At 63.5% G+C, this 24675-nt stretch carries 18 protein-coding genes; 6 read left to right on the top strand and 12 right to left on the bottom strand.

Annotated features, from left to right (window positions below; translation table 11 throughout):
• Window positions 1-20 precede the first annotated feature (20 nt).
• From metH to C4S68_RS17790, 5 genes are all read right to left on the bottom strand, one after another.
• Window positions 21-2918: a methionine synthase gene (gene metH, locus C4S68_RS17810; protein WP_235011681.1), complete on the bottom strand. Its 2898-nt coding sequence runs from the start codon at window positions 2916-2918 to the stop codon at window positions 21-23.
• Window positions 2915-4000: a homocysteine S-methyltransferase family protein gene (locus C4S68_RS17805; protein ID WP_268807295.1), complete on the bottom strand. Its 1086-nt coding sequence runs from the start codon at window positions 3998-4000 to the stop codon at window positions 2915-2917. Before C4S68_RS17805 ends, metH begins: the two co-directional genes overlap by 4 nt.
• 113 nt (window positions 4001-4113) lie before the next feature.
• Window positions 4114-4707 (bottom strand): PPC domain-containing DNA-binding protein, encoded by a 594-nt coding sequence (locus C4S68_RS17800; protein WP_200821586.1) that lies wholly within the window; start codon window positions 4705-4707, stop codon window positions 4114-4116.
• A 103-nt stretch (window positions 4708-4810) separates the two neighbouring features.
• The gene (locus C4S68_RS17795; protein WP_103934517.1) at window positions 4811-5308 is read right to left on the bottom strand and encodes a NuoI/complex I 23 kDa subunit family protein; all 498 of its coding nucleotides are present in this window, start codon (window positions 5306-5308) and stop codon (window positions 4811-4813) included.
• A 43-nt stretch (window positions 5309-5351) separates the two neighbouring features.
• Window positions 5352-5963, bottom strand: coding sequence for a hypothetical protein (locus C4S68_RS17790; RefSeq protein ID WP_146072204.1), 612 nt, complete (start codon window positions 5961-5963; stop codon window positions 5352-5354).
• Between the two features lie 85 nt (window positions 5964-6048).
• On the opposite strand from C4S68_RS17790, the gene C4S68_RS17785 reads away from it, so the two are divergent.
• Both C4S68_RS17785 and C4S68_RS17780 read left to right on the top strand, forming a co-directional pair.
• Window positions 6049-6603 carry a molybdopterin-binding protein gene (locus C4S68_RS17785; protein WP_146072203.1) on the top strand — a complete coding sequence of 185 codons (555 nt, stop codon included), beginning with the start codon at window positions 6049-6051 and terminating at the stop codon, window positions 6601-6603.
• A gap of 173 nt (window positions 6604-6776) precedes the next feature.
• Entirely contained in the window at window positions 6777-7343 is a 567-nt protein-coding gene (locus C4S68_RS17780; RefSeq protein WP_103934437.1) for a hypothetical protein, read from the top strand.
• A 213-nt stretch (window positions 7344-7556) separates the two neighbouring features.
• Here the strand turns inward: C4S68_RS17780 and C4S68_RS17775 are convergent, their stop codons facing one another.
• On the bottom strand, window positions 7557-9209 hold the full coding sequence (locus tag C4S68_RS17775; RefSeq protein WP_146072202.1) for a hypothetical protein: 1653 nt from the start codon (window positions 9207-9209) through the stop codon (window positions 7557-7559).
• A gap of 176 nt (window positions 9210-9385) precedes the next feature.
• On the opposite strand from C4S68_RS17775, the gene ygfZ reads away from it, so the two are divergent.
• The 4 genes from ygfZ to ribF all read left to right on the top strand — a co-directional run bounded on the left by ygfZ (window position 9386) and on the right by ribF (window position 13339).
• Window positions 9386-10342 (top strand): CAF17-like 4Fe-4S cluster assembly/insertion protein YgfZ, encoded by a 957-nt coding sequence (ygfZ, locus tag C4S68_RS17770; protein WP_103934435.1) that lies wholly within the window; start codon window positions 9386-9388, stop codon window positions 10340-10342.
• A 493-nt stretch (window positions 10343-10835) separates the two neighbouring features.
• Window positions 10836-11522 carry a DUF1844 domain-containing protein gene (locus tag C4S68_RS17765; RefSeq protein WP_103934434.1) on the top strand — a complete coding sequence of 229 codons (687 nt, stop codon included), beginning with the start codon at window positions 10836-10838 and terminating at the stop codon, window positions 11520-11522.
• Window positions 11523-11531: 9 nt separating this feature from the next.
• Window positions 11532-12359 (top strand): MBL fold metallo-hydrolase, encoded by an 828-nt coding sequence (locus C4S68_RS17760; RefSeq protein WP_103934433.1) that lies wholly within the window; start codon window positions 11532-11534, stop codon window positions 12357-12359.
• A complete protein-coding gene (gene ribF / locus C4S68_RS17755; protein WP_103934432.1) occupies window positions 12356-13339 on the top strand; it encodes a riboflavin biosynthesis protein RibF in 984 nt (327 codons plus the stop codon). Before C4S68_RS17760 ends, ribF begins: the two co-directional genes overlap by 4 nt.
• On the opposite strand, the gene C4S68_RS17750 is transcribed toward ribF, so the two are convergent.
• The 6 genes from C4S68_RS17750 to C4S68_RS17725 form a co-directional block, all read right to left on the bottom strand.
• Window positions 13340-13834 (bottom strand): hypothetical protein, encoded by a 495-nt coding sequence (locus C4S68_RS17750; RefSeq protein WP_146072201.1) that lies wholly within the window; start codon window positions 13832-13834, stop codon window positions 13340-13342.
• A gap of 100 nt (window positions 13835-13934) precedes the next feature.
• Window positions 13935-16541, bottom strand: a complete 2607-nt coding sequence (locus C4S68_RS17745) for a penicillin-binding protein 1A (protein WP_103934430.1) — start codon at window positions 16539-16541, stop codon at window positions 13935-13937.
• 147 nt (window positions 16542-16688) lie between these two features.
• Window positions 16689-17918, bottom strand: coding sequence for a S41 family peptidase (locus tag C4S68_RS17740; RefSeq protein WP_103934429.1), 1230 nt, complete (start codon window positions 17916-17918; stop codon window positions 16689-16691).
• 131 nt (window positions 17919-18049) lie between these two features.
• Complete coding sequence (locus C4S68_RS17735) at window positions 18050-19156, bottom strand: acyltransferase family protein (protein WP_103934428.1); 1107 nt, start codon at window positions 19154-19156, stop codon at window positions 18050-18052.
• A 254-nt stretch (window positions 19157-19410) separates the two neighbouring features.
• Entirely contained in the window at window positions 19411-22359 is a 2949-nt protein-coding gene (locus C4S68_RS23285) for a hypothetical protein (RefSeq protein WP_103934427.1), read from the bottom strand.
• A gap of 39 nt (window positions 22360-22398) precedes the next feature.
• Window positions 22399-24636 (bottom strand): SGNH/GDSL hydrolase family protein, encoded by a 2238-nt coding sequence (locus tag C4S68_RS17725; protein ID WP_103934426.1) that lies wholly within the window; start codon window positions 24634-24636, stop codon window positions 22399-22401.
• Window positions 24637-24675: the final 39 nt, after the last annotated feature.

Genomic DNA, 24675 nt, shown 5'->3' with positions numbered 1-24675 from the left:
TCTACTGTCTGCTCTCTATCTCACTTGTAGTTCAAATTCGGCCCCAGCCAGCGTTCAACCTCGTCCACGCTCATGCCCTTGCGCTCGGCATAGTCCTCCACCTGGTCGCGATCGATCTTCCCCAGCGCGAAGTAACGCGACTGCGGATGTGCAAAGTACAACCCGCTCACGCTCGACCCCGGCCACATGGCAAAGTTCTCCGTCAGCTTCATCCCCGTGGCCTTCTCCGTATCCAGCAGCTTCCAGATCGTGCCCTTCTCCGTATGGTCCGGGGACGCGGGATACCCCGGCGCAGGCCGGATGCCGCGATACCCTTCCTGGATCAACTCCGCCGGCGTGAGGTTCTCGGTCAGCCCGTAGCCCCACTGATCGCGCACCCGCTTGTGCAGGCACTCCGCAAACGCCTCAGCCAGCCGGTCCGCAATCGCCTCCGCCATGATCGCCGAGTAATCGTCGTTCGCGGCCTTGAACCGCTCCACCACCTCCGGCAATCCAATGCCGCTGGTCACCGCAAACGCACCCACAGAGTCAGCAAGCCCCGTCTCCTTCGGCGCGACAAAATCCGCAATGTTCCGGCAAGGCTCCGAGCCTTCGCGATGCACCTGCTGCCGCAGCCCGTGCAGCACTGCGAGTTCTTCGCTGCGCGCATCGTCTTTGTACAGCACAATGTCATCGCCCACAGCATTCGCGCGGAAGAAGCCATACACACCACGTGCCGTAATCAACTTGGCTTCGACGATCCGCTCCAGCATCGCCTGCCCATCGGCAAACAACGCGCGCGCATGCTTGGCCTGCTCCTCCTGCTCCGGCTTCTCAGCATTGAGAATGCGCGGATAGATCCCCTTCATCCCCCAGGTATGGAAGAACGGCGACCAGTCGATAAACTCTCGCAGCGTCGAGAGCGGAAAGTCCTCCAGCGTATGCACACCGAAGAACTCAGGCTTCGCAATATCCTCATCGCGCCACTCGATCTTCGTGCGCCGTGCGCGAGCCTCGGCCAGCGGCAGAGCCTTCGCCTTCGGCGCATTGTGCGACGTCCGAATCGCCTCGTAGTCCGAACGGTGCTGCGTCTCAAAGTCCTCGCGGCCATCGACACTCAGCAGGCTCGTCGTCACCGGCACCGCGCGGCTCGCGTCCAGCACATGCACCACCGGTTGCGAGTAATGCGGCGCAATCTTGATCGCCGTATGCGCGCGGCTGGTAGTCGCTCCACCGATAAGCAGCGGCACCTTGAAGCCCTGCCGCTCCATCTCGCGCGCCACATGCACCATCTCATCGAGCGACGGCGTAATCAGCCCGCTCAAGCCGATGATGTCCGCACGCACCTCCTTCGCGCGCTCGAGGATCTTCTCCGCGGGCACCATCACGCCCATGTCAATGACTTCGTAGTTATTGCAGGCCAGCACCACGCCCACAATGTTCTTGCCGATGTCATGCACATCGCCCTTCACCGTCGCCAGCACGATCTTGCCCTGTGCCTTCACCTCTTCGCCCGCCGCAATCATCGCGGCCTTCTCCGCCTCCATGAACGGAAACAGATACGCCACGGCCTTCTTCATCACGCGAGCGCTCTTCACCACCTGCGGCAGAAACATCTTGCCCGCACCGAACAGATCGCCCACCACCCCCATGCCCGCCATCAGCGGGCCTTCGATCACCAGCAGCGGCCGGCCCAGCTTCGCGCGCGCCTCTTCCGTATCGATCTCGATGTACGCGTCGATGCCCTTCACCAGCGCATGGCTCAGCCGCTCCTCGACCGTCCCGTTGCGCCACTCTTCGGCCTTCTTCTCCGCCGCCTTGTCGCCGCCTGCTCCCGCGGCCTTCAGCGCCTCGCCAAAGTCCACCAGCCGCTCCGTGGCATCGGGCCGCCGATTGAGCAGCACATCCTCCACCAACTCTTTCAGCTCGGGATCGATCTCCTCGTACACCTCGAGCATGCCGGCGTTGACGATGCCCATGTCCATGCCCGCGCCGATCGCGTAGTACAGGAACGCCGAGTGCATCGCCTCGCGCACCTTGTTGTTGCCGCGGAAGCTGAAGCTGATGTTTGAAACACCACCCGACACCTTCGCGTGCGGAAGGTTCTGCTTGATCCACCGCGTCGCGTTGATGAAGTCCAGCGCGTAGTTCGCATGCTCTTCCATACCCGTCGCCACGGTCAGGATGTTCGGATCGAAGATGATGTCTTCCGGCGGAAATCCGATCTCGTCGACAAGCATGCGGTACGCGCGCTCGCAGATGCGAATCTTGTCCTCATACGTCGCGGCCTGGCCCTGTTCATCGAAGGCCATCACGACAACCGCAGCGCCATACTTCAGCACAGCCCGCGCGTTGGCCCGGAACTTCTCCTCGCCTTCCTTCAGTGAGATCGAGTTCACGATGCCCTTGCCCTGGATGCACTTCAGCCCCGCCTCGATGACCTCCCACTTCGAGGAGTCCACCATGAACGGAACCTTCGCCACATCAGGCTCCGAGCCCAGCAGCTGCAGGAAGCGCGTCATCGCGGCCACGCCGTCGATCATGCCCTCGTCCATGCAGATGTCGATGACGTTCGCGCCGTTCTCCACCTGCTGCACCGCAACGCTGACGGCCTCTTCGTACTTGCCTTCCTTGATCAGCTTCGCGAACTTCGGCGACCCGGCCACGTTCGTGCGCTCGCCGATCATCATGTAGACGCCCGGCTGCTGCACGAACGGCTGCGACCCCGAAAGCCGCAGCGGCTTGAACGGAGTCGTCTCGTCGTTATCGTTGCCTTTCTGGTTGTCATCCTCGGAGAGGATCTGCTCTTCGCCATCATTCCCCTCTGCTTGCCGCATGGGAATCTGCGTTTCCGCACTCTGGCCCCTGGACCCTGAGCCCTGGACCCTGGCCTCATTGTTGTCATCCTCGGAGAGGATCTGCTTCTCGTCCAGACTCAAGCCGCCACCTCAATCAACGCAGCTCCATACCGCCGCGGAGCCACACCCTCAAGCGCCTTCGCAATCGCAGCAATATGATCCGGAGTATTCCCGCAGCAGCCGCCCGCAATGTTCACAATGCCCTCGCGCCCAAACTCGCCCAGCAACCGCCCCATATCATCCGGCAGAAGATCGAAGCCCGTAGGAGCCAGCGGATTCGGCAGACCCGCATTCGGATAGCAGCTCACAGCACACCCCGCCTTGCCCGCAAGCTCCGCGAGGAACGGATGCATCAGGTCCGGCCCCAGCGAGCAGTTCAGCCCCACCGACAACGGACGCGCCTGCGCCACCGCCGTCCACATCGCCTCCACCGTCTGCGCGGAGATCATCGTCTCTCCACCACGTCCCACTGCCGCGCTGATCTGGATCGGCAACTCCTTACCCGCAGCGGTGAGCCCATCCTCATCGAACACCTCGCGAATGGCCACCAGCGCCGCCTTCGCATTCAGCGAATCGAAGATCGTCTCCACCAGCAACGTGTCCACGCCGCCCGCGATCAACGCGCGAACCTCCTGCTTGTACGCAGTCAGCACCTGGTCGAACGTCACCACGCGAAAGCCCGGATCATCCGCATCCGGCGAGTTGGACAGCGACACCGTCAACGGCCCAATCGCTCCGGCAACAAACCTCTGCCGCCCGGTGTCATTGCCCACGCGATCCGCCCATTCGCGACACTGCCGCGCGCTCGTCTCGTTGATCTCCCACGCCAGATCACTCAGCATCGTGTCGTCGATGATCTTCTGATAGAACTCAGGGTCTTTGCGCCCGCCATGTTCCCGCGGGTCATCCACAAAGAACTCGCTCTGCGAGATCGTCGTCGCACCAAACGTATTCGTCTCGATGATGTCCGCGCCCGCTTCGAGGAAGCGGCGATGGATGTCGCCGATCATCTTCGGCTGCGTCAGCGAGAAGATGTCGCCGTTGTTCAGCATGTCCTTCTTCGCGTTGGCAAACCGCTCGCCTCGGATGTCGGCTTCCGTCATCCCATAGGTGCGGATCGTCGTTCCCATCGCGCCATCGATAATCACGATGCGCTCTTCCATCAACTTCGCCAGCGGGTGCTTCGGCTGTGTCTTCCTCACGATGCCCATCCCTTCAGCATATCTCGCAGCTTGTTTCCTAATCCCTAATCCCTGTTCCCTAATCCCTAGCTCTTCTAGCTCTTCGGCCTAATCAAGGTCATCCCCACCTCGGGATCGAACTCCTTGTGCAGACCCTTCGGGTACTCCGTCACGATCACCTCCAGCGTCGGTCGCGTAAACGCTTCGATCAGGTGCCCACCGGTTACCGCCCCATCCTGATGCGCGACGGTGAGGTGCAGATGCACGCTGGGCTTGCCGTTCAGCTCCGCAATGTCGCCCAGCATCGACGTCACCTCCACCTGGTCGCTGATCACAATCGGCTTGTACGCCTTCTTCTCCAGGTCAAGCCAGCCCAGCGTCGCATGGCTGATCGCCCCGATCCCCGTGATGCGAGCCGCCGCGATATGCTGCCCTTCCGCAAACTCCGTGATCCCCGCCAACAGCTCATCGCCGGTGAGAAAGATCACCGCAAACGTCCGCTCGCCATTGGCCTCCGATACGAGCTGCCACGTCATCCGCGGAGCCTTGCCATGCTCCAGCTTCCGCACGGTTGGGATGTACCCCGCAGGCACCTGCGCGGACGGCGCAGGCGTCTGCCCATCGCCCAGTCCCCCCGACACAGCAAGCATCACCGCCGCCAACGATCCTGCCAACATTCCTGCACGCATCCGGACTCTCCCTTCAGATCTGCCAGCAAAAAACGAAAACGGCGAGCCATCGGCTCGCCGTCCATCGTACTGAACCCTGGGCCCTAAACCCTGGCCCCTGCCTCTACGCGAGCACTTCCGCCTGCTCTTTGTCCGAACGCGGAAGACCAGCCGGAACAGACACCAGCAGGTCTTCCTTGCGCATCACCATGCCGGTAGCGTTCAGGCTCGCGAGCTCAAAGCCATGCCCATGCGTAATCGCATCGGTCGGGCAGGCCTCCACGCAGTAGCCGCAGAAGATGCAGCGGTTGTAGTCGATGTTGTACACCTGCGCATAGCGCTCGGCCGACGAGATCCGCTTGGCTTCGGTGTTATCCGCCGCCTCGATGTAAATACAGTTGGCCGGGCAGGCAGCAGCGCACAGAAAGCACGCCACGCACTTCTCCAGGCCGTTCTCGTCGCGCTGCAGCTGGTGCTTGCCGCGGAAACGCTCCTGCAGGACCGCGCCACGCAGCGGCCCCTTGCCGTCGGGGTAGTTCTCGACCTCGGTCGGCTGAAAGCCCTCGCGGAGCGTGATGCTCATTCCCTGGGCGATCGCGGCGATGTTCTTCACAATCGACATGAGAAAAGTATAGGGCACATCGCCAGCCCGGCCAATCATCCCCTCAAAAATGGAAACCAAGACCCGCTCGGATCTCCTGCGTCTGCTCCGTCAAACCGTGCACCACATAGGAGCCTCCAAGGCTCGCGGGCTCATGGAACGTGGAGTCGCCGCCAAACTGCAGCTTGTCAAAGGCCTCATAGTTCAGCGTGAGCCGGCGGGTCACAGCGATCTCGAATTTCCCACCAGCCGCGAACGTCGGCACGCTGTAGTTGCCATACGTAGGATTCAGGTTTTCATCGATGCCATTGAACCCGTTGACCGTCGTCCTGCCCCCGGCCACCACCCCGTACACGCCGAAACGCTTGAACGTCCAGCCACTGCGCACAAACCCGTACGCGTATGTCAGGGGTTCACCGATCTTAAAACTCGTCAGCCTCAGAACCTGTGTCGAATCGGACGCGGTAACCCCTGCACCGGCCCCAATCCAGCGCCGAGGAGCCCACGTATACTCCGCGCCCCCACCGATGTACTTCGAGTTATCCAAATAGGCCAGCGAGGAGAAGTACCCCTCCACCTCTTCATGCCGCCGCAACGCGTCCGTCTGTGCCGCGACACGCCGCACGCTCAGAAGCGAGAAAAGAAACACAAGGCTATACACGATCCGATTAGGCATAAACTCCTCTGCCGCCTGGAATGTGAACGTGATGAATTCTGCGCAGCATATCATGATGCTCAGCCAGCATCGGTACAATCGCGGAATGCGCACAATCTTCCTTCTGCTGTCCGCACTCATCCTGTCACCTCAACTGGTGGCTCAGAGCAGTATGCCGATGGCCCACGGCGGCCACGGCGACCACACCCACCAGCCCGGCCCGGTTTCCACCGCGCTCTCCGTCATCATCGACGGCAAGGTAAAGGTCTTCACCCTCGCCGACCTCAAGGCCCTGCCTCAGGTCAACGTCACCGTCGTCGACGGCAAGACCAAGAAGGACATGACCTGGACCGGTCCCCTCGTCTCCGACGTCGCCGCGGCCTGCGGCCTCGTCGACACGCCCGACACCGAGCATCACCTCATGCACCGCTACGCCGTCGTCTACGGCACCGATGGCTACGCCGTCGTCTACTCCTACGCCGAGCTGCTCAGCACCTTCCACAAGGGCCAGGCCATCATCGCCATCCAGCGCGACGGCGCGCCCCTGCCCGACACCATCGGCCAGTTCGCCCTCTTCGACTCGGCCGACATCAAGACCGCGCGCCGCATCAGCAACGTTGCCTCCATCGAGATCCGCAACGCGACCGACACCCGGCCGTAGGTTGTAGGCTGTATCGACCATCTTGCGAACCATCCAAGATGCGTCATTTCGACCGGAGCGGGACAGTTTCATCGTCCCGCGTAGTGGAGAAACCTGCATCTTGCCAGCACGGCCAAACACGAAGAAATCGCTATTGGCAACCGTATAGGAACGGCGCGGCGTATGCTGTCTGCATGACGCGCCGCCTCTTCGCCGCAACCCTCGTCCTCGGTTCCCTTTCGCTCGCGCCCCACGCGTGGGGACAGGCATCCACGCCCGCGCAAAGCGGCGTCGCGCCAATGCCGATGAAGCCCCCGGTCCCGGCATCGAAGTCCCTCACCGTCACCTTCGAAGGCCACACCACCGTCTTCACGGTGGCCGAGCTGATGAAGATGAAGCAGGTCACCCTCAAGGTCAAGAACGAGCATCGCGGCGGCATCGAGGAAAGCTACACCGGCCCGCTGCTCTCCGACGTCCTCGCCTCCTCCGGCCTCACGGCCTCGCGCGAGACCCAGCCGCTGATCCTGCACTCCTCCATCATCGCCACGGGCACGGACCACTACTTCGTGCTCTACTCCGCGGCAGAGGTCGAGCCCATGTTCTCCACCGGACAGGTCATCGTCGCCATCATGAAAGGCGACAGCCTGCCCGACACCGAAGGCGGCACCATCCAGCTCGTCAACACCGTCGACGCGCGCCCCGCCCGCTGGCTCCACGGCCTGGCGAACATCAACGTCATGAGCTTGTCGCCGACGAAGTAGGCTGCATTGAGAACCTCAAAGTGCCCCGAGTCAATGACTCCCTGAAAGATGTGTCATCCCGAGCGGGTGAGAGGGACCTGTAGTTTGCCTGCGCTGGCAAAGATGCAGGTTTCTCCGCTGCGCGGGACGATGAAACCGTCCCTCTCCGGTCGAAATGTCACATCTCTTGGTCGTTCTGGATATATCGTTCGGGATATGTAGATACGTCGGGCCCTACTGCAGCACCGCGCGAATCATCCCAAAGCGCGCGAGCTCCGCTCCGAAGCCGGTGAGCAGCTCGCCCCGCGGCACGAGAGTCTGCGCACTCTGGACCCTGGGCCCTGACCCCTGACTCCGGTCATTGCTCGCGCTACGAATCGGCCCCGTCCCCTGCGCGCCTTCGACCATCTCCCGCAGGTTGCGCGCCAGCGGCATCTCGAAGCCTTCGCTCACCCACACCCGCTCGCCTTCCACCGACAGCACCACATCGCCCTCGCGCGTCGAATACACCCGCTCATCGTCGCCGGTCTCGTCCTTCTGCCGGCGCTCGAGCCCGTCATACTGACGACCCAGCTGCTGTTCGAAGACCTTCATGAAGCTCCGCGCGGCGTTCTCGTCCTTCCACTTCGAGCTGTACAGCAACGCGATAGACCTGGTCGTCTGCTTCTCCGCGGGCGTCGCATTCCTGCGCTGCGCGGCGTAGTAGATACCGCCATCCCACTGCGGCGCCAGCGCCTCTGCCAGCGGCCGCCCGCCAAACAACTCCGTCGTCATGCGCACATCCAGCTCGCCCATCACGCCAATGTCGTAAGGCTCATATCCTGCCGCATCCAGCAGCGGATGGATGTTCGGCATCGCCATCACCGGCACCGGATTGTGCTGCATCCACGACGCCGGGTTCATCACCTCGTAGCTCGAGTTCGGCGGGTTCGCGAGAACGCCGCTGAACGCCTCATCCACGCCCTTGCGCAGCAGCACCGCCTGCTCGAACGCCAGCCCCTGCGTGTACGGGAACAACATCGCCTGCTGCAGTACCAGCGGAGCCCTCGCCAGCACCGGCGAGTCCGACACATCACCCGCGCCGTTGGAGATCTGCTCGCCCACCTGGGGTGCATCCCTCAGCGTCTTGCCGGGCTGTTGTTGGTTGATCAGGTAGTCCGCAAAGGAGACCATCGCCTGGCCCTCGACCGCGGCCTCACGCGCGGTGCCTGCCTCGTCGGTCTGGATATGCAGGTTGTCCTCCTGCATGTTCTTCGCGACACCCTCGGGCTGGGGGTCCTCCCACTTGTCCAGGTTCACCTTCTGGTCCTGCAGCGCGTGGGTCAGCTCATGCGCCATCACCGGCTTCTGTTCTTCGATCGGCACCCAGTTGAGCAGGTTCATCGTCTTGGTCTTCGCGTCGTAGAAGCCGGCAATCTGTTCCGTGAGCAGGCTCAGCAGGAAAGGCCGCAGCTGGAAGTCCGGATCGAGGAAGCCGAACTTCTTCAGCACCAGTTCGCTGCGCTCCATGCGCTTGTTGCCTTTGTCCTCGTCGAACTTCTTCCGCAGCTCCGCGTTCACCTCGTCGCGGGAGATGAAGACCTTCTTCACCTTGTGCTGAATCGGCAGCCCCGTCACCTTGGAGGCAAACTTGAACAGATTGTCAGCGTCCGCGAGGATGTCGTCCTGCTGCTTCTTGCTCAGGACGGTCTGGATGGTGACCATCTGCTGCCCGGCAGTCACCTGCGGAGGCGTCACGCCGGGATCGGTCGCGTGAACCGGCGGCTGCGGATCCTGCGGTTGACTCGGCGTGCCGCTGCTCTGTCCCAAGGCGCCCGTGGCCATCATGCCCGCGAGCAATGCACACCCAACTCCCACCATCCCCAAACCTACCCGCTCACCACTCACTCGTTCAAATTCTCCTGATCCTGCCGCACCCCAGTGTACGTTGGGTAATCCAGGGCTGGCCCGCCCAGTCATCAGCACTCTGAGCCCTGGGCCCTAAACCCTGAACCCTGGCCCCTTCGGCGCGCATCCTCTTTCCATAGACGTAGAAAAGTCCCAGACTATTACCTGGCCCCAATATGACGAGCATCTCCAGCACCGACCTCGACGCCATCCGCCACCACGCAGCCTACGCGCTGATCACGGACCGCGCCTTCCTCCGCATCACCGGCTCCGACGCCACCCGCTGGCTCAACGGCATGGTCACCAACAACATCAAGGACCTCAAGCCCGGCGAAGGAAACTACAACTTCCTCCTCAACGCCCAGGGCCGCATCCAGGCCGACGCCATGATCTACCGCGAACCAGGCGAAGGCGACCCGACGTACCTACTCGAAACCGACAACTCGCAACTCGAAACCGTTAACCAACATCTCGACAAATTCATCATCATGGACGACGTCGAGCTGACGCCTGCTTTGACCGACAAGACTGGCGTCCTGGTCGTCGGTCCTGGCGCTCTCGCTTCTCTCGATGTCGGTAATGCGTGGCCGACGACCCCGGTCAGCATTTCGCCAGCTCGCGATATATTTGGTGATCCGACGAGCATCGACGGTGATCCGTTGATCCTGAGCGTGGCAAAAAACCACTACGAGTTCTGGGGCGATCACACGACACTCGATTGGATTCGCAGCATTGGCGACCCCGAAGCCTCCCCCGAGGCCCTCGAAGCCCACCGCATCCTCTCCGGCATCCCCAAATACGGAACCGACATCCGCAACACCGAAACAGCCAAGGACCTTCCCCAGGAAACCGGCCAAACCCACGCCCTACACTTCTCCAAGGGCTGCTACCTCGGCCAAGAGATCGTCGAGCGCATCCACTCCCGCGGCCAGGTCCACCGCATCTTCTCGAAGTTCACCCTCACCGGCGCTCCTGCCGCGCTGCCCACCCCGCTCACCGTCGACGGCAAAACCGCAGGCGAGCTGACTTCCGCCGTCGAGGTCGATGGCCAATGGCACGCCCTCGGCTACCTACGCCGCGAGTTCGCCGCGAAGCCGCTCTCCTATGAAGGCGGGACGGCGTCTGCCAAGTAGTTCAGGAGGTCCAACAGCTGGGCTGCAGTTACATATTCCAACTCATCAAAAAATGTGTCATTTCGACCGAAGCGGGACAGTCTTATCGTCCCGCGAAGTGGAGAAACCTGCTGTTGGCCAGTACCGGCAATCAACAGCTCCCTCGAATTCGCTACGCTCCACTTTCATTGAGCGCCAACGGCGCGGCCATATACCAGCTTGGGGCGAAGCCCCAGGTACCGTACCACCAAAGGGCTCCGAGCGCTGAAAGCGCGACATATAGACCCCCTTCAACCGCCGAGCCCATTTGGCATACTTCCCCGCCGCACTGACTACAATGGACTTAGGGCTTCCTGCATGCGCGCCACGCCGCCAATGCGGCTGGGGCGAGGTCCAGACCTAACCACCTCCGAATCAACATTTGCGTATTCAAGGGAGGAGGGGGGACCCTGGCACCGATTCACCGCCCGCCGCATCGAAGCTGGTAGCCTTAACGAGAGAGTGAACCGTACCCATGCCTGACAAGCCATTCGTCATCAACGACCGCCGCAAGTTCACCGCCGACGGCGAGCTGCGCCACGACACCCCCTCCGCTCCCACACCGGAGCCCACCCACGAGACCCCGGCCGCAGAAGTAGCCGCAGAAGCTCCTGCAGTGGGCGGTCCGCGTCTCGTCACCGCTCCCGACGAGGTTCCACCAGCCGAGCCACAGGCTGAAGCCGGTGAAGAATCCATGGGCTCCGCAGAGGACGCCGCCGACCAGCTCCCTGCCCTCACCGCCGACCAGATCGAGCAGGTAAAGCGCGCCTACGACGACACGCTCGACCGCCTCGACACCGCGATCCGCTCGCAGAACCTGGGCGCCGAGCAGCCCCCGCCGATCACCTTCCAGAGCGTCGTCCAGACCCTGTTCATGCAGGCCCTGATGATGCTCGGGGGCGCAGCCGAACCCGGCCAGCCGGTCTCGGTCGATCCCATGGGGGCGCGGCAGATGATCGACATGATCACCGCCGTCGTCGACAAGGCCAAGGGCAACCTCTCCCCCGACGAGGAGAAGTTCTGCGAAAGCGCCCTCTTCGAGCTCCGCATGGGCTTCCTCGACGTCACCCAGCGGCTCGCGCGCCAGGCCGCGGCCCGCGCCGGACAAGGAATGCCCGGCGCTCCCGGAGGCATGGCCGGCGGCCCCAGCATTGTCCGCTAACCGAGAGCCTTGAACGCGAAGCTCACATTCCTCGGCACGGGCACCTCGATGGGCGTTCCAACGCTCGGGTGTCCGTGTGCCGTCTGCGCCAACGCGCGAGTCCCAGGCTCGCGAAATCGCCGCACCCGGCCGTCGGTGAGGATCAGCTATCCGGACGCCGCGGATCCCGCTCGCACCCGCAACGTGCTCATCGATACCGGCCCCGACTTTCACGCCCAGGCCATCGCCTGCGATGTGTGGGGCGTCGATGCCGTGCTCTACACCCACGGCCACGCCGACCACATCCTGGGCATGGACGACCTGCGCCCGCTCTCGTTTGCCCAGCGCGAAGGCCTGCCGCTCTACGCCGACGAGCCCACCGCCGACACCATCGAGCGCATCTTCGAGTACACCTTCCGCAAGGAAAAAAGGTACCCCACGAGCGCTCGCGTGCACATGAACCGCCTGCCCGATGAGCCGGGCACGAAGGTCGACCTCTTCGGCGCTACGTTCCTACGCGTCCCGGTGATGCACGGCCGCCAGCGCATCGCGGGTTATCGCGTCGGCACCGCAGCGTACCTGACCGACATGAGCGACATCCCCGAGGAGAGCTACCCCCTGCTGCAGGGCCTCGACATCCTCATCCTCGACGCCCTCCGCCGCGAGCCCCACCCCACCCACTCGCACCTCGAGAACTCCGTCGCCCTCGTCGAAAAGTTCGCGCCCCGCCGCGCCTACTTCACCCACATCTCCCACGACCTCGACCACGAGCCCACCAACGCCGAACTCCCCGCCCACATCAAGCTGGCCCACGACGGCCTGACGCTGGAGTTCAACATCGCGCCGGAGTCCGTATGAAGATCTACCGCTCGCTGAGCGAGCTGCCCCAAGACGCTGCCCGCTCCGTCGTTACCATCGGCAACTTCGATGGCGTGCACTGCGGACATCGGGCTGTGATCGCTTCGGTGCAGGAGCGCGCACATGCCCTCAACGCACAGTCCATCGCGGTCACCTTCGATCCGCATCCGGCCGTCCTGCTGCGGCCCGACAAGGCGCCGAAGCTGCTCACCCCAACACCGGTGAATCTGGAGCTGCTGGCCGCGACCGGCCTCGATGCCACGCTGGTGCTTCCCTTCAACGAGGAGCTGCGTCATTGGACCGCCGAGCACTTCGCGCGAACCGTACTGAGCGAAGCTCTCGGAGCCGTAGAAGTGCACGAAGGCGAGGAGTTCCGCTTCGGCTACGACCGTCAGGGCGGCATGGCAACCCTCATGGACATGGGCCGCACGCTCGGCTTTGAAGCCCATCCGCATCAGCCCGTGATGGCTCGCGGCGGGGCGATCTCGTCCAGCCGTATCCGCGCTCTGCTCACCGAGAATCTTGCGACGAGGCCGCAGGCGCTGGCCGAGGCTCGCGCCCTGCTGGGCCGTCCCTTCAGCGTGCACTCCACGCCCGCGCATGGCCGAGGCTTCGGCACCAAGTACGCTGTGCCGACCATCAACATCGCCAGCTACAGCGGCCTGCTGCCAGCGAATGGCGTCTATGTGACGACCCTGCGCATCGGCGCGGGTGCGGAGGCAAAGCTCTTCCGCGGCGTAACCAACGCGGGCAATCGTCCCACCTTCGGCGAGGACTCCTTCGCCGTCGAGACGCACCTCTTCGGCTTTGAGCCCGTCACCCTCTTCGAGGACACGCCGCTGGAGCTGACCTTCCTGCTCCGCCTGCGTTCGGAGCAGAAGTTCGACTCGCCCGACGCGCTCAAGACGCAGATCTTCCGCGACGTGAAGCGCGCCCAGCGCTACTTCGCGCTGAGCGATTTACTCGCGCCACGGCCCTGACTACCAGTCGCCCGAGTCGTTGTCTTCGTGATTGCTGATGCCGTGCACGAAGACCAGCTGCCGCGCCTCCACCACGATGTCGACGGACTCGTGATACCCATCCGCCAGCGGCCGGCGGCACTTGTAGCGGTACGCCCCGGGCTTGCGGTGCGACGGCAGGGTCTCGCAGCTCCAACCCTGCGCACCCAGCCGGTCGGCATACGGCTTCACCTCTGCAGGATCGTACGCGCCTTCCTTCTCGAACTCGTAGACATAAACATCGGAGGCTCCGTGGCGACCATCGGAGCCCTTCCCTTCCGCCCTCTCGAGCGTGACCGGGCCCTTCTCCACCTGAACCACCGAGACCGCGTTCTTCGCGAACCTCTCCACGCCTGCAAACAGAGGATCCCGCACCGTGAACCCCTCACGCTGTGCCAACCCTGCCATCGGAGCGCAGCAGGCGACCGCCATCACCACCGCCGCCATCCCTGCCGTCCTGTTCCATCTTCCATGCATCGCTTCACTCCGTAAGCCCGCGCGAGATTCCGCTGCTCTACTGGGTAAAACGAGATTCTCCGGGCATGGGAATGCAAAATCTGCGGCTGAAGGGCAGAGGCTAGCGCGGAGGCTGCGCTGTGGTTCTGGGCGTTGCCGTCGTGGCGGGCGGCGTCTGCCTGACGATGGGAGCCGCGCCTGGCGTTGCCGGCCTCGCTACCGGAGCAGCCTGCCGCACGATGGGAGCCGCCGAGGAGGGCTTCGAAGGCTCGTCGTTGGGCAACGCATCGTTCGCCGGAGGAGGCGCCGGCGCCGAAGGAGAAGGAGTCGCCGGTTTGGAGTCCGCAGGAGCCGTGCTGTCAGAATCGCCTGTGTCGTCCGAGTCATCTGCAGTCTTTGCCTTCGGGAGCGCCTCTCCTTCGTCCGTCGTCGGCACCTGAATCTGCTTCTTGGGGGCGCCTGCCTTCGAGAACTGCTCATTCGGACGGTCCGCAATGGCCACCTTCATGAAGTCCATCCAGATGGGCAGGGCGGCGCGCGCGCCGGTCTCCTTCTCGCCGAGCGAGACACGGCTGTCATACCCGACCCAGACGCCCGCGGTGATGCTGGGCGAAAAGCCCAGGAACCAGGCATCGGTGTAGTTGTTGGTCGTGCCGGTTTTGCCGCCCAGAGCATGTTTCATCGAGGCCGTCGCCGCAGCCGTTCCATGCGCCGTTACGGCCTGCAGCAGGATCATCATCTGCCGCGCCGTCTCCAGCGACAGCACCTCCTTCACCTCGGGAGTCTTCTGCTCCACGGGCGAACCATCCGGCATGGAGACGCGGCGGATGTAATGTGGCTGAATGCGGATGCCGTCGTTGGGGAAGACCGAGTAGCTCGCCACCTGCTCGGCCAGCGTGATGTCCGCCGCGCCGATGGCAACTGGCAGGAAGTTGGGAATGTTGCTCGTGACACCGAAGCGGTGCGCCACGGCTATGACGTTCTTGATGCCGACTTTGTCCGCGAGCCTCAGGGCCGGGATGTTCCTCGACTCCGCGAAGGCATCGATCAGCGACATCGAACCTGCGAAGCTGCCGCGCTCGTAGTCGTGGGGCGTGTACGGGCCGTTCGGCGTGTAGAAGGTTGTCGGCACGTCGGAGACGGAGTCGTAGGGCTTCATGCCGGCCTCAAGCGCGGCGACGTAGTCGTAAATCTTGAACGACGAGCCCACCTGCCGCTGCGCCTGGGTTGCGCGGTTGAACTGCGAGAGATCGGCGTCGCGACCGCCGACCATCGCCAGCACCTCGCCGTTGGAGTTGTCGACGGCCATCAGCGAGCCCTGCGCTCCACTGTCCTGCTCCAGCACGACGCTGGGCGCCGCACCTGCGGGAGCCGCGGTCACGCGCACATAGGCGATGTCGCCCGGCTTGAACAGATCGGTCGCCTTGAACTTCTGCGTCCACGCCCAGTCCGGCGGAGTGAGCGTAGCTTCCTGCTGGCCGAGGCGCACCGTCAGCTTCGTCGGCGCAACGGCCGTCACCAGCACGTGGAAGTACGACCCCACCTTGACCGGTTCCACCCAGTCCGGATGCTTGTAGTTGTTCAGATCGGGGTAAGCCGCGCTGACGTTGTCGATCTTCGCCTTCCAGCCATGGCGGCGCTCATAGGACGCGAGTCCGTCCAGCAGGGCCTTCTTGGCGGTACGCTGCAGCTCGAGATCCATCGTCGTGTACACGCGCAGCCCCGCGCCGTGCGCTTCTTCGACGCCGTAGTCCCGCTCCAGCTGGCGGCGGACCTCTTCGACGAAGTACGGTGCCTCAGTGTTCGCGGGGGGCTCGATGTGCAGCCCCAGAGGCGCAGCCTCCGCGACGGCGGCCTGCTCGCGGGTGATCTTGTGGTCCTGCACCATCTCCGACAGCACCAGGTTGCGGCGCGTCATCGCGCGCTCGGGATGCCGGATCGGGTTGTAGTATTCGGCGCCCTTTGGCAGAGCAGCCAGCAGAGCCGCCTCCGGCAGCGTCAGGTCGTGCACATGCTTGCTGAAGTAGTATTCGCTCGCAGCCTCGAAGCCATAGGTGCCGCGGCCCAGGTAGATCTGGTTCGCGTACAGCGTGAAGATCTGATCCTTGGTAAAACGCCGCTCGATCTGAAGGGTGAGGAAGATCTCCTGGATCTTGCGGCCGTAGGTCTTTTCGCTGGACAGGAACAGGTTGCGGGCCAGCTGCATGGTCAGCGTGGACGCTCCCTGAACCTTCCCGTGGGAGTGGACGTCCTCGTAGGCGGCCTCGGCCATGCGAACCAGGTTCAGCCCGGAGTTGGTGAAGAAGTTCTTGTCCTCAATGGAGATGATCGCGTCCTGCAGCACCTGGGGGAACTCGCTGTAGGGCTCGACGACGCGGCGCTCCAACGCGAACGACCCAATCACCTCGCCGTGGACGTCGTAAAGCTCGGTCGTCGTGCTGGGACGATAGTGCTCCAGCTCGGCCATCTGCGGCAGGTTGATCGAGTACACCAGGACAAGCCCAACCATCACGCCGAAGACAGCGGACGCAGCCATCAGCAGAGCGAATCCCGCCCGGGCCGCCAAGGGACGGTTGCGGAAATCAGCCTCAAAGAACGGGAACCGCCGCACGGCGCGCCAGAAATCAAGCTCCGGTCGCAGCGGCTTGCTCTCGGGCTCAGGTTCGCCCGCAGCGGCGACGCCGCCTTTGCCGGGCTTTTCAGACTCCGGCCCGTTGAGGTTCAGCATACTCGGCACAATGCTCCCAAGGTACCACGCAGGGGTATAGGCCAAAGGACGCTTCGATGTGGCGCAAAGGCTGCCTGCGAGGAGCAAATCAGGCAAGGAAAAAGGCCCGGATCGCCGGGCCTCGTCCCATAAGATTTCTGTTCCCGGCTAAGCGGCCTTGGCCTTCAGCAGATCCAGGCCCTTGTTCAGCACGTTGTCCTGCGCCGGAGTGGGCTTCTTCGGCGGCGTGGGGGTCTTGGTGGTGCTGTCGCTGGAGTCGCTGTCCGCGCTGAGGTCATCATTCGCAGCCACCACCGTCGCCGGCGTCACCGCGTCATCCTCAAACTTCTTGCCTGCGGGCGAAGCGTATTTGGCGATCGACAGGATCACCGCGCCACCGTCGGAGAGCTCGAAGGTCTTCTGCTCCGTGCCCTCGCCGAAGGTCTTCTCGCCGACGAGGTCGCCGCGGTGGTTGTCCGCAATCGCCGCCGCAAGCAGCTCTGCCGGACCGGCCGTCCCGCGGTTCACCAGGACAACCAGGGGCGACGTCGCATCGGCAGCCTTCGAGGCGTCCGCACCGAACGTCTGCTTGGGGAACTTCTGGCCCTCAAGCGTAGCAATCGTGCCCGACTTCAGGAACAGGTTCGCCGCGCGAACACCCTCCTCCATGCTTCCAGCCGAAACTTCACGGAGATCCAGCAGCACCTTGCGGTTGCTTTTGGCTGCGGTCTTCAGCTTCTGCTCCATCTGGTTCACGTGGTCCTTGTCGAGGATCCCCGGCGCCAGGTACACGATGGAAGAGTTCTCATACAACGTCTCGCTCACCGCCGGCTCGGAGATCATCACTCGGCTCAACGTGATCTTTTCCGGCTCGGCCTTGCGTGGGCGGATTACCGCAATGTGCAGCTCGCTGCCGGGAGCGCCCTCAAGCATCGTTTGGATCATCGCGAGCGAAAGGTCGCGCGTGTCCTGGGTTCCGATGGCTTCGATGATGTCGCCATCGGCGATGCTCGCCTTGTCTGCGGGAGAGTTCGCGATGACCGAGACCACGGTCGCGTAGCCGTAGCGCTTGGAGATGTTGATCCCCACCTGCGCCTTGCCGCCCTTGTCCGACCGGTAGGCCTTGTAGTCCTCCGGGGTGAGGTAGCTGGAGTCCGCGTCAAGCGACTCAAGCAGCCCGCGCAGCGCACCGTTGGTCACGTTGTGCATGTTGGGATCGACCACGTACTCGGTCTCGATGTGCTGCAGAACCTCGCCGTAGACGTTGATCTGGCGGTAGGCGCCTTCCTGCTGGGCATCTCCGGCCGCATGCACGCCACGCGCGTTCACTCCGAGGAACACGCCAACTACGAGCATCACGGAGACGGCGAGGAGGGAGATCTTGAGGCTCTTGGGCATAGTGACGGTACGGCTCCAGGGGAAAGAATCGCGACTACCGGGGTTAGACGCCCCCCGTAACAGAAGATCATATATCCCGGCGGGGCGTCACGACAGACCGAGCCATCCCGTTCGCCCGGCGGCCACTTCGGTTACGGCGCGATCTGCTCGCCCTCGCGCTCCACGGCAGAGGCCCGGCGGCGGCCTCCTGCGAACCGAGAGATCCAGCTCCGCGCGGGATCCTCCAGGGCCACAAACGACACGTAACTGAAGCAAAGAAGCACCAGCGCGCCGACACCGATCAGCGAGTTCCACGCCCAAGGCGCCATCCCCCGGCGAAGGAGCAGCGGCAGAATCGTCGCGAAGGGGACGTGCCACATGTAGATCGAGAAGGTCAGCTGACTCAAGGGCGCCACGTTCCGGACGAGCGCCGAAGCGCCACCCCGCAGGTCAGCGACAAACGCCAACAGCGGAATCGCAAGGGCCAGGGCGTAAAGATGGACGTAAGCGACTCCAGCCAGACTCAGACCGAGGGCAAGCGCCGCCAGCACAGGAACGACGGCCCCGGGGATTGCGAACCTGCGCAACTCAGCCCGGTGAAGCTGAGCTCCCATTCCGACGTAGAACCCCAACAGTCCGCGGATGATCGCAAAGTGAAACACGCCTTCGCCGACCCGTACCGGAGAAAGCGAGAGCACGATGGGCATGCAGCACGCCGCGATCCATGTCCATCGCTGCTTCCGTTGCTGCAGGCAGAGCATCGCCGGGAACAGCAGGTAGCACAGCCATTCCACGCTGATGGACCATGCAACGATGTTGAAGCTGAGACCGAACCTCCACCACGCATTGACCAGGAACAGGTTCCGGAAGAAGCTCGCCAGGGTGTCGTCTCCCAGGATTGAGAGCCCAAGCGCGGAGGCCTTGAGCGCCAGAACGGCCATCAGCACAAGCGTCAACAGGTGGACGGGGTAGATTCTCGCGATGCGGCGGATGAGGTACTGCCGATAGCTTCTGCCGTCAGTCACACGCTCCGCATACACCCGGGCGATGATTACTCCGGAGATGACGAAGAAGATGTCTACGCTCAACTCAAGGAACTGCAGGCGAGGCAGTGCGCTGCCACCGGGAAGCCCCACCCGGCCAGGCAGCAGCAGCGAAGACTTCCAGTGGTGGAAGACCACGCACAGGGCTGCCACGAATCGAATCACGTCCAGACGCAGGAACTCGCTCGACTCGACCTTCAGCCTGGGCAGGGACATGCCGCGATTCTTTCACAGCGCCACGATGCGCCCGTGGCTCGACAGGACCGCCCGGGATGCGGAGCGATGCGGCTTGCGCGTGCGCAGCAAACCGAACCGTCTAGAAACGACAAGTTGAAAAGGTATTGGTGGCGGTGACTGGAATCCACCGCGTCGAAGCTCGCGAGGCATAAAGCATCTTTCGCGCTTCCGCTATCGATTCATGCCCCCAGATATGCCCCCAACTTATCAAGCCCGGTTGTACGGCGGCAAATCTACGGTGCCAACCCTTCTCTGTCGGCGAACAGTTCAAGCGTCGAACTATTGAAGCTCGCAAAATCCAAAACCGCGCAGGTGTTGACGGCCATGCCGTTGATTGCTGTGACCACCGATGATGGAACGTGGACCGTGCTCGGGAAGGTCACCGTATACGTAGTCGAACCCGTGGCTGGCTGACAGATCTGCAGCCGCAGGGACGGGATCGGCGTAGTGAGGTTCGTCAGTCCGAAGGTGGTGTTTGCGCTGAGGGTGATCGTCTCGAGGCCACGGCCGCCGTCAATATTGTTGCTCTGCACCGTCAGCGCAGCTTCGCGGTAGATGAGCGGGAGCGAGAGAGACGGTGTCTGCTCAGGCATCGCGAGCGTCGGGTTGAAGCATGATCGAAGGGAGTGCAGCGTCCAGGTCGACGGCAGGTTCGCCATGCCGGACGGCAGGCCGTCGTAATACCCCCAGTAGCCCGAGTACTCGAAGTCCCCCGAGTTGGTACTCACCGGGTTGGGGATCTGCCCGCCGCACGTCTCGCCATCGATAGAGATGACCGAGCTGGAGTTCTGGATATAGATCTTGACCGCACCAGGAGCAGGCGTTGTGGCATAGACCCAGTTCGTCTTGCTCATCTGCGAGTTGCAGCTATAGCAGAGGTAACCGATGTGCGCGAACGTATCGAAGTCCGATGCGATCCACTGGCTCTGGCCGCCATCATAGGCGCAGACCCAGGGGCTCGACCAGCAGTGCGCGTGAGTGTGAGCTCCGCTGCCCAGAGTCATGAAGGCGGTATCGAATATCCCCTCGACCTTTTCCCCGTCAGCCTCGAAGTCCGTCGCGTTGGCGGGATACCAAAGGCCCGTCGTGGCATTCGGCTTGAGGGTGACATAGACATAGACCGGCAGATTACAGCCCGAAGCGGTGCCCGAAAGGGTGAGGCTTGAAACGGTGTACGTCGTCCCGCTGACCAGAGTCATGTTGGGCGTTGCGACCGGAGTGCCTGTGGTGCAAGGGGCATTCAGGCCCTCGTACAGCGAAGTGATGTGCACCTCAACGCCGTTGTAGTTGTTCTGCGAGTAATCGAAGCTGCCTCCAACAAAGGTTCCGCTCCCGGAGGTGCCTCCGCAGGTATAGCCTGTTCCGGCCCATACACCACTTGGAGTGGTGCAGCGGTTGTAACTCACTACCTGCCCATAATCGGAGTCGCCCACGATGCGGAGGTTTTCGATGTGGTGCTCGACGGCGCGGCCATGGCCTACAACCTGAGTGCCGTTCGGGTCTGCCAGCGCCGCGCCGAAGCCCTTGGCGTGATAGATCGAAACATCCCGGATGATGGGCGCAGACACGTCCCCGATCTGCAACCCTGCCGTCACGTAATACGCGTCGATGACGAGCTTCTCTATCTCTACGTGGTCGAGGCCACTGCCCACGGACGCAGTGTCGCCATGGTAGAACGCCGCCACAGAGGGCACCGTCGAGCCCGTCTCCTGAATGATGGTGACGGGTGATGTCCCTGATAGCACCGTGTTGGCACCGGCCGCACCGCCTCCGACTCCGCGATAGTGAGTCGTGGCGTGGTACGTGTTTACAGGCATCTGCCCGATGCATCCGGGGTCGAGGTAAGTGCCGGGGCCGAAGCCGATGAGCAGGGATGTGAAGTGCGACGCAAACCAACTGGTGACATCGTTGCAGGCGTTCTGCATCTGCGTAGCGGAGAAGGGTGTGCCAGCCTCGCAGTCGACGCGGAGCTCACCGAACGGGTTAATGGCGCTCCCTGCAACCATGGAAGCTCCGCCGCACAGCGTGGTCTTGAAGACTGAGATCAGATTGAGTGGCGTCCCACATATCGGCGCGGTGCTGGAGCTGCTGTCCATGTAGGGCACGCAGTTATTGCCGTTGACCTGGCCCGCTGTCCCAGCGGCCGTCGCGACGGCGAAGCCCGGAGCCGTCATGGTCGACAGCTGGAAGAACTCCGTCGCGGCGTGCGTGGCTACACTGCCGAGGCCAAGGTTCGTTCGAGCCGTCGAAGCGCTGGCAAGGTCCGAGAGGTTCGACGACCGCTGCAGCGATGAGGCTATCGCGGTCGCTTGTGCAGTCGCCGCTGCATTGGCCGCGTCGTAGACACCCGCCCCGACGGCCGCGACGATATCGGCCGATGCCGCGCACGCAGCGGTGCCACTGGTCGACTTGACGATGCCCGTGCAGTTAGGAGCGGGTCCAGCTGGGCCCGTCGCTCCTGCGGTTCCCGTGGCCCCAGTTGCTCCCGCCGCACCGGACGCTCCGGTCGCACCTGCAGGTCCAGTGCTGCCTTGCGGGCCCGTTGCACCCGTCAACCCCTGTGGACCCATTGCTCCTGCGGCTCCAGTCGCGCCCTGTGGCCCCCTGAGGTTGCCCTGCAGAACCCAGACGCCGGCGATCCGCTCGTAGACGTTCCCGCCGACGATATCGAGATCGAGGTCTCCGTTTGCGCCAACGCCGTTCGACTGGGCTCCGCTGGAGGTCCACCAGACGGCTCCATTCGCTCCTGGAGCGCCCTGGGGGCCTGCGATGTAGGTTGTGGTCGCCGCGGCCGGCGCATAGCGGTCCAGCGGCCAACTGGTACCGCAGACACCGGGCACCACCTTCAGAGTGAAACTTGCGCTGGTGACCGTGTTGCGGATCTCGATGTTGTAGTCGATGTTGGCCGGCGTGGTAGCGCAGGCGTTGGGCACCTGGCAGCTGCCAACGATCGCGCCGTTGACGAGCGAGCACGAGAAGGCGGCGGGGCCGTTCAAGCCTCCGCCGCTTTGCACGACGGGCCACGGCTGGCCGGTCTCGGTGACGGGCGTAAGACGCACCGTTCCCTGCGCGATAGGGACTCCGCCCATCGAGATAGAAGAAGCCGTGACGGAGGTCAACGGGGTCTGGGCGCACGCGGGCAGCGCCGCCGCCAGGGCGAGCAGGAGAGCAATTCGCTTCATAGTGTCCTCTGGGCTTCTGGGGAATGGATCAGCGGCTGCTTACCACCACATGCGGACGAAGTTCGCGATCGCGGCGCCGAAGAAGTGCTGGAAGCTCGCGGTGGTGGGATGGGTGTTGTCGATGGTCAGGGTGCTGATGGTGAGGCCATTCACGCCGCCAACCTTCGTCAGATCCAGCACCGGATCGGCGTAGATCTGCGCCGTCGCCACGATGGCCCCCGCAGTCGCGAGGGATGCCGCGTTGTAGCCGGTCCCGCCGACGTCAGCACCGTTGGTCACGATAAGAAGGCGCATCGCCGGGTTCGCAGTGTGAAGCGCGGTGATGAGCCAGTTGAAGTTGCCGTACTGCGTCCCGGCAGAAGGCGCGTCGGTGATGGTGCCGATGGACTGAAGGCCTGTGCCGATACCCGTCACATCGTTTGTGCCAAGCTCCAGCAACATCACGTCGACGTTGGCCAGGTTCTGCGCCAGCGTCAGGCCGGTCTGAGGGTAGGGCGCGATCGAGCTCGAGTTGTAGTTGCTGCACGCCTGCGACGCATACGAGCCATAGGTAAGCGGGTTGGCGGCGTTGTAGTTGCCGATCGTTCCGGTCGGGGTCGACGCCCCATAGCACTCCATGGCGTCCGCGTACAGGCGTCCGGGCCGCGCGTCCTGGTACTCGAGGGTGCAGCCGGTTCGCGCCTCGACCACGTTCTGCCAGGCCTGCCCGAAGATGCTGGAGATGCTGTCGCCTATCACACCGATCCGGCAGCCCTTAATGGGGGAAGCCATGTTGGTCTGCGCCTGCACCAGGGGCACAAGATCCGAGGTGGTGAGGACATGAGCCACCTGCGCGAAGGGGACGTAGCTCGAAGGAACTGACGACCCGGCCACGAACATCTGCGTGCCGGGTCCCGATCCCGTGAAGCGAATCCAGTACGCGCCGGCCGGCGCGGTGAAGGTCTGCGGCGACGTGAAGGGAAAGCCATCTCCGGTGTGGTACGTGGTGATGGGCGTCCGATTCAGCGTGTACCAGCTGATGCCATAGGCCGCGTTGGTTTCGCTGTCACCCACGGCCATCGTGTATTGCGAGCCCGGAGTCACAGCGATATAGCCGGAGACGTAGTGTGCCGAGTCGGTCTCGACGACGCCAGCGCCATGCGCGGGAGCGCAGCAGTAACTCGCGTTGTCCAGCAGCCCAGGGACCGCGGCATTTACGTCGAACAAGTTCACGGCCGTAGGCTGGCTCGCTGCGAGGATCTGCTGCGACTCCGCCGCGCTGGGCAGCGTTGCTTCCACGGCTTCGGCCCGCGCCGTCTCGGTGGCGATGTTGGCATCCACCGTCGACGCAGGGTAGACCGAGAAGCTCGAGTACGACGCTGGCAGCGATGAACCGGTCACGATCTCCTGCGCGGCGAAGCCAGTGCTGTTGAGGTACGAGCCGCCGGAGACCGCCCAGGAGACGCGGGCGTACGCGATCGTCGCGCCGGATGGCACCGTGAAGGTCTGCGGCGAAGTGAAGGGAAAGCCCTGTGAGGCCGCGACGGGGTTGAGGTTGATGTCGAAGTAACAGAGCCCCAGCCCTGCGTTGGTGTCGCCATCGCCAAAAGCCGTCGTGAACGCGCCGCCCGGAGTGACCGGGATATAACCCGACGTCGTGTATCCGCTCAGGCTCTCCAGCGTCCCGGTCGACGTGATGACGGTGTTACTCACCGCCTGCGTTGGATCGTAGAGGTTCGGGCCGCCCTGCTTATACGTGGCGATCAGCTTCTGGATGTTAGTGCTGGTCCCGGCCGCATTGGTGCCGGGAGCGCCAGTCGGCCCGGTCTGCACAACGACAAGCGCCGGCTGATTCACCGGGAAGTTATCGAAGTTGCATGTGGTCGTGCCACTCGCGGTGGTGCACCAGGCGGACTGTGCCGAGGTGCTCGAGGGCTGCACGCAGGAGTGCCCCGAGAAGGGCAGCTGCTCGCCGCTGACGTTGTCCTGCAGCGACGCTGCAAAGCAGACGTTGATGGGCTGCGTCAGGCTCGTGTCCGGAAGCGAGATCGTGAACGCGCCCGCGGTGACAGTCGCTGTCACAGGAGAGCCCACCACCTGGCCAGCGCTCGAGCCCGCGGCGCGATAGCTGATGGGCTGGCCAGCGTTATTCACCGGCGCAAAGGTGATCGTCGCGTTGGCGACCGGCGTCCCGGTCGAGTCCTGCAGATGTGCGGCGCTGACGGTGATCTGCGCCGAGCCAATGGCTGCGATCGAAAGCAAGCACGCGGCCGCGGCCGCTCGAAGAAGGCGGGTCATGGAGTTCTCCTTGGAAGGGTTGAGAGCGGTGATTCGGCG

This window comes from Bryocella elongata, assembly GCF_900108185.1.
GTDB lineage: Bacteria > Acidobacteriota > Terriglobia > Terriglobales > Acidobacteriaceae > Granulicella > Granulicella elongata.
This window is presented reverse-complemented; position numbering and strand designations above follow the sequence as displayed.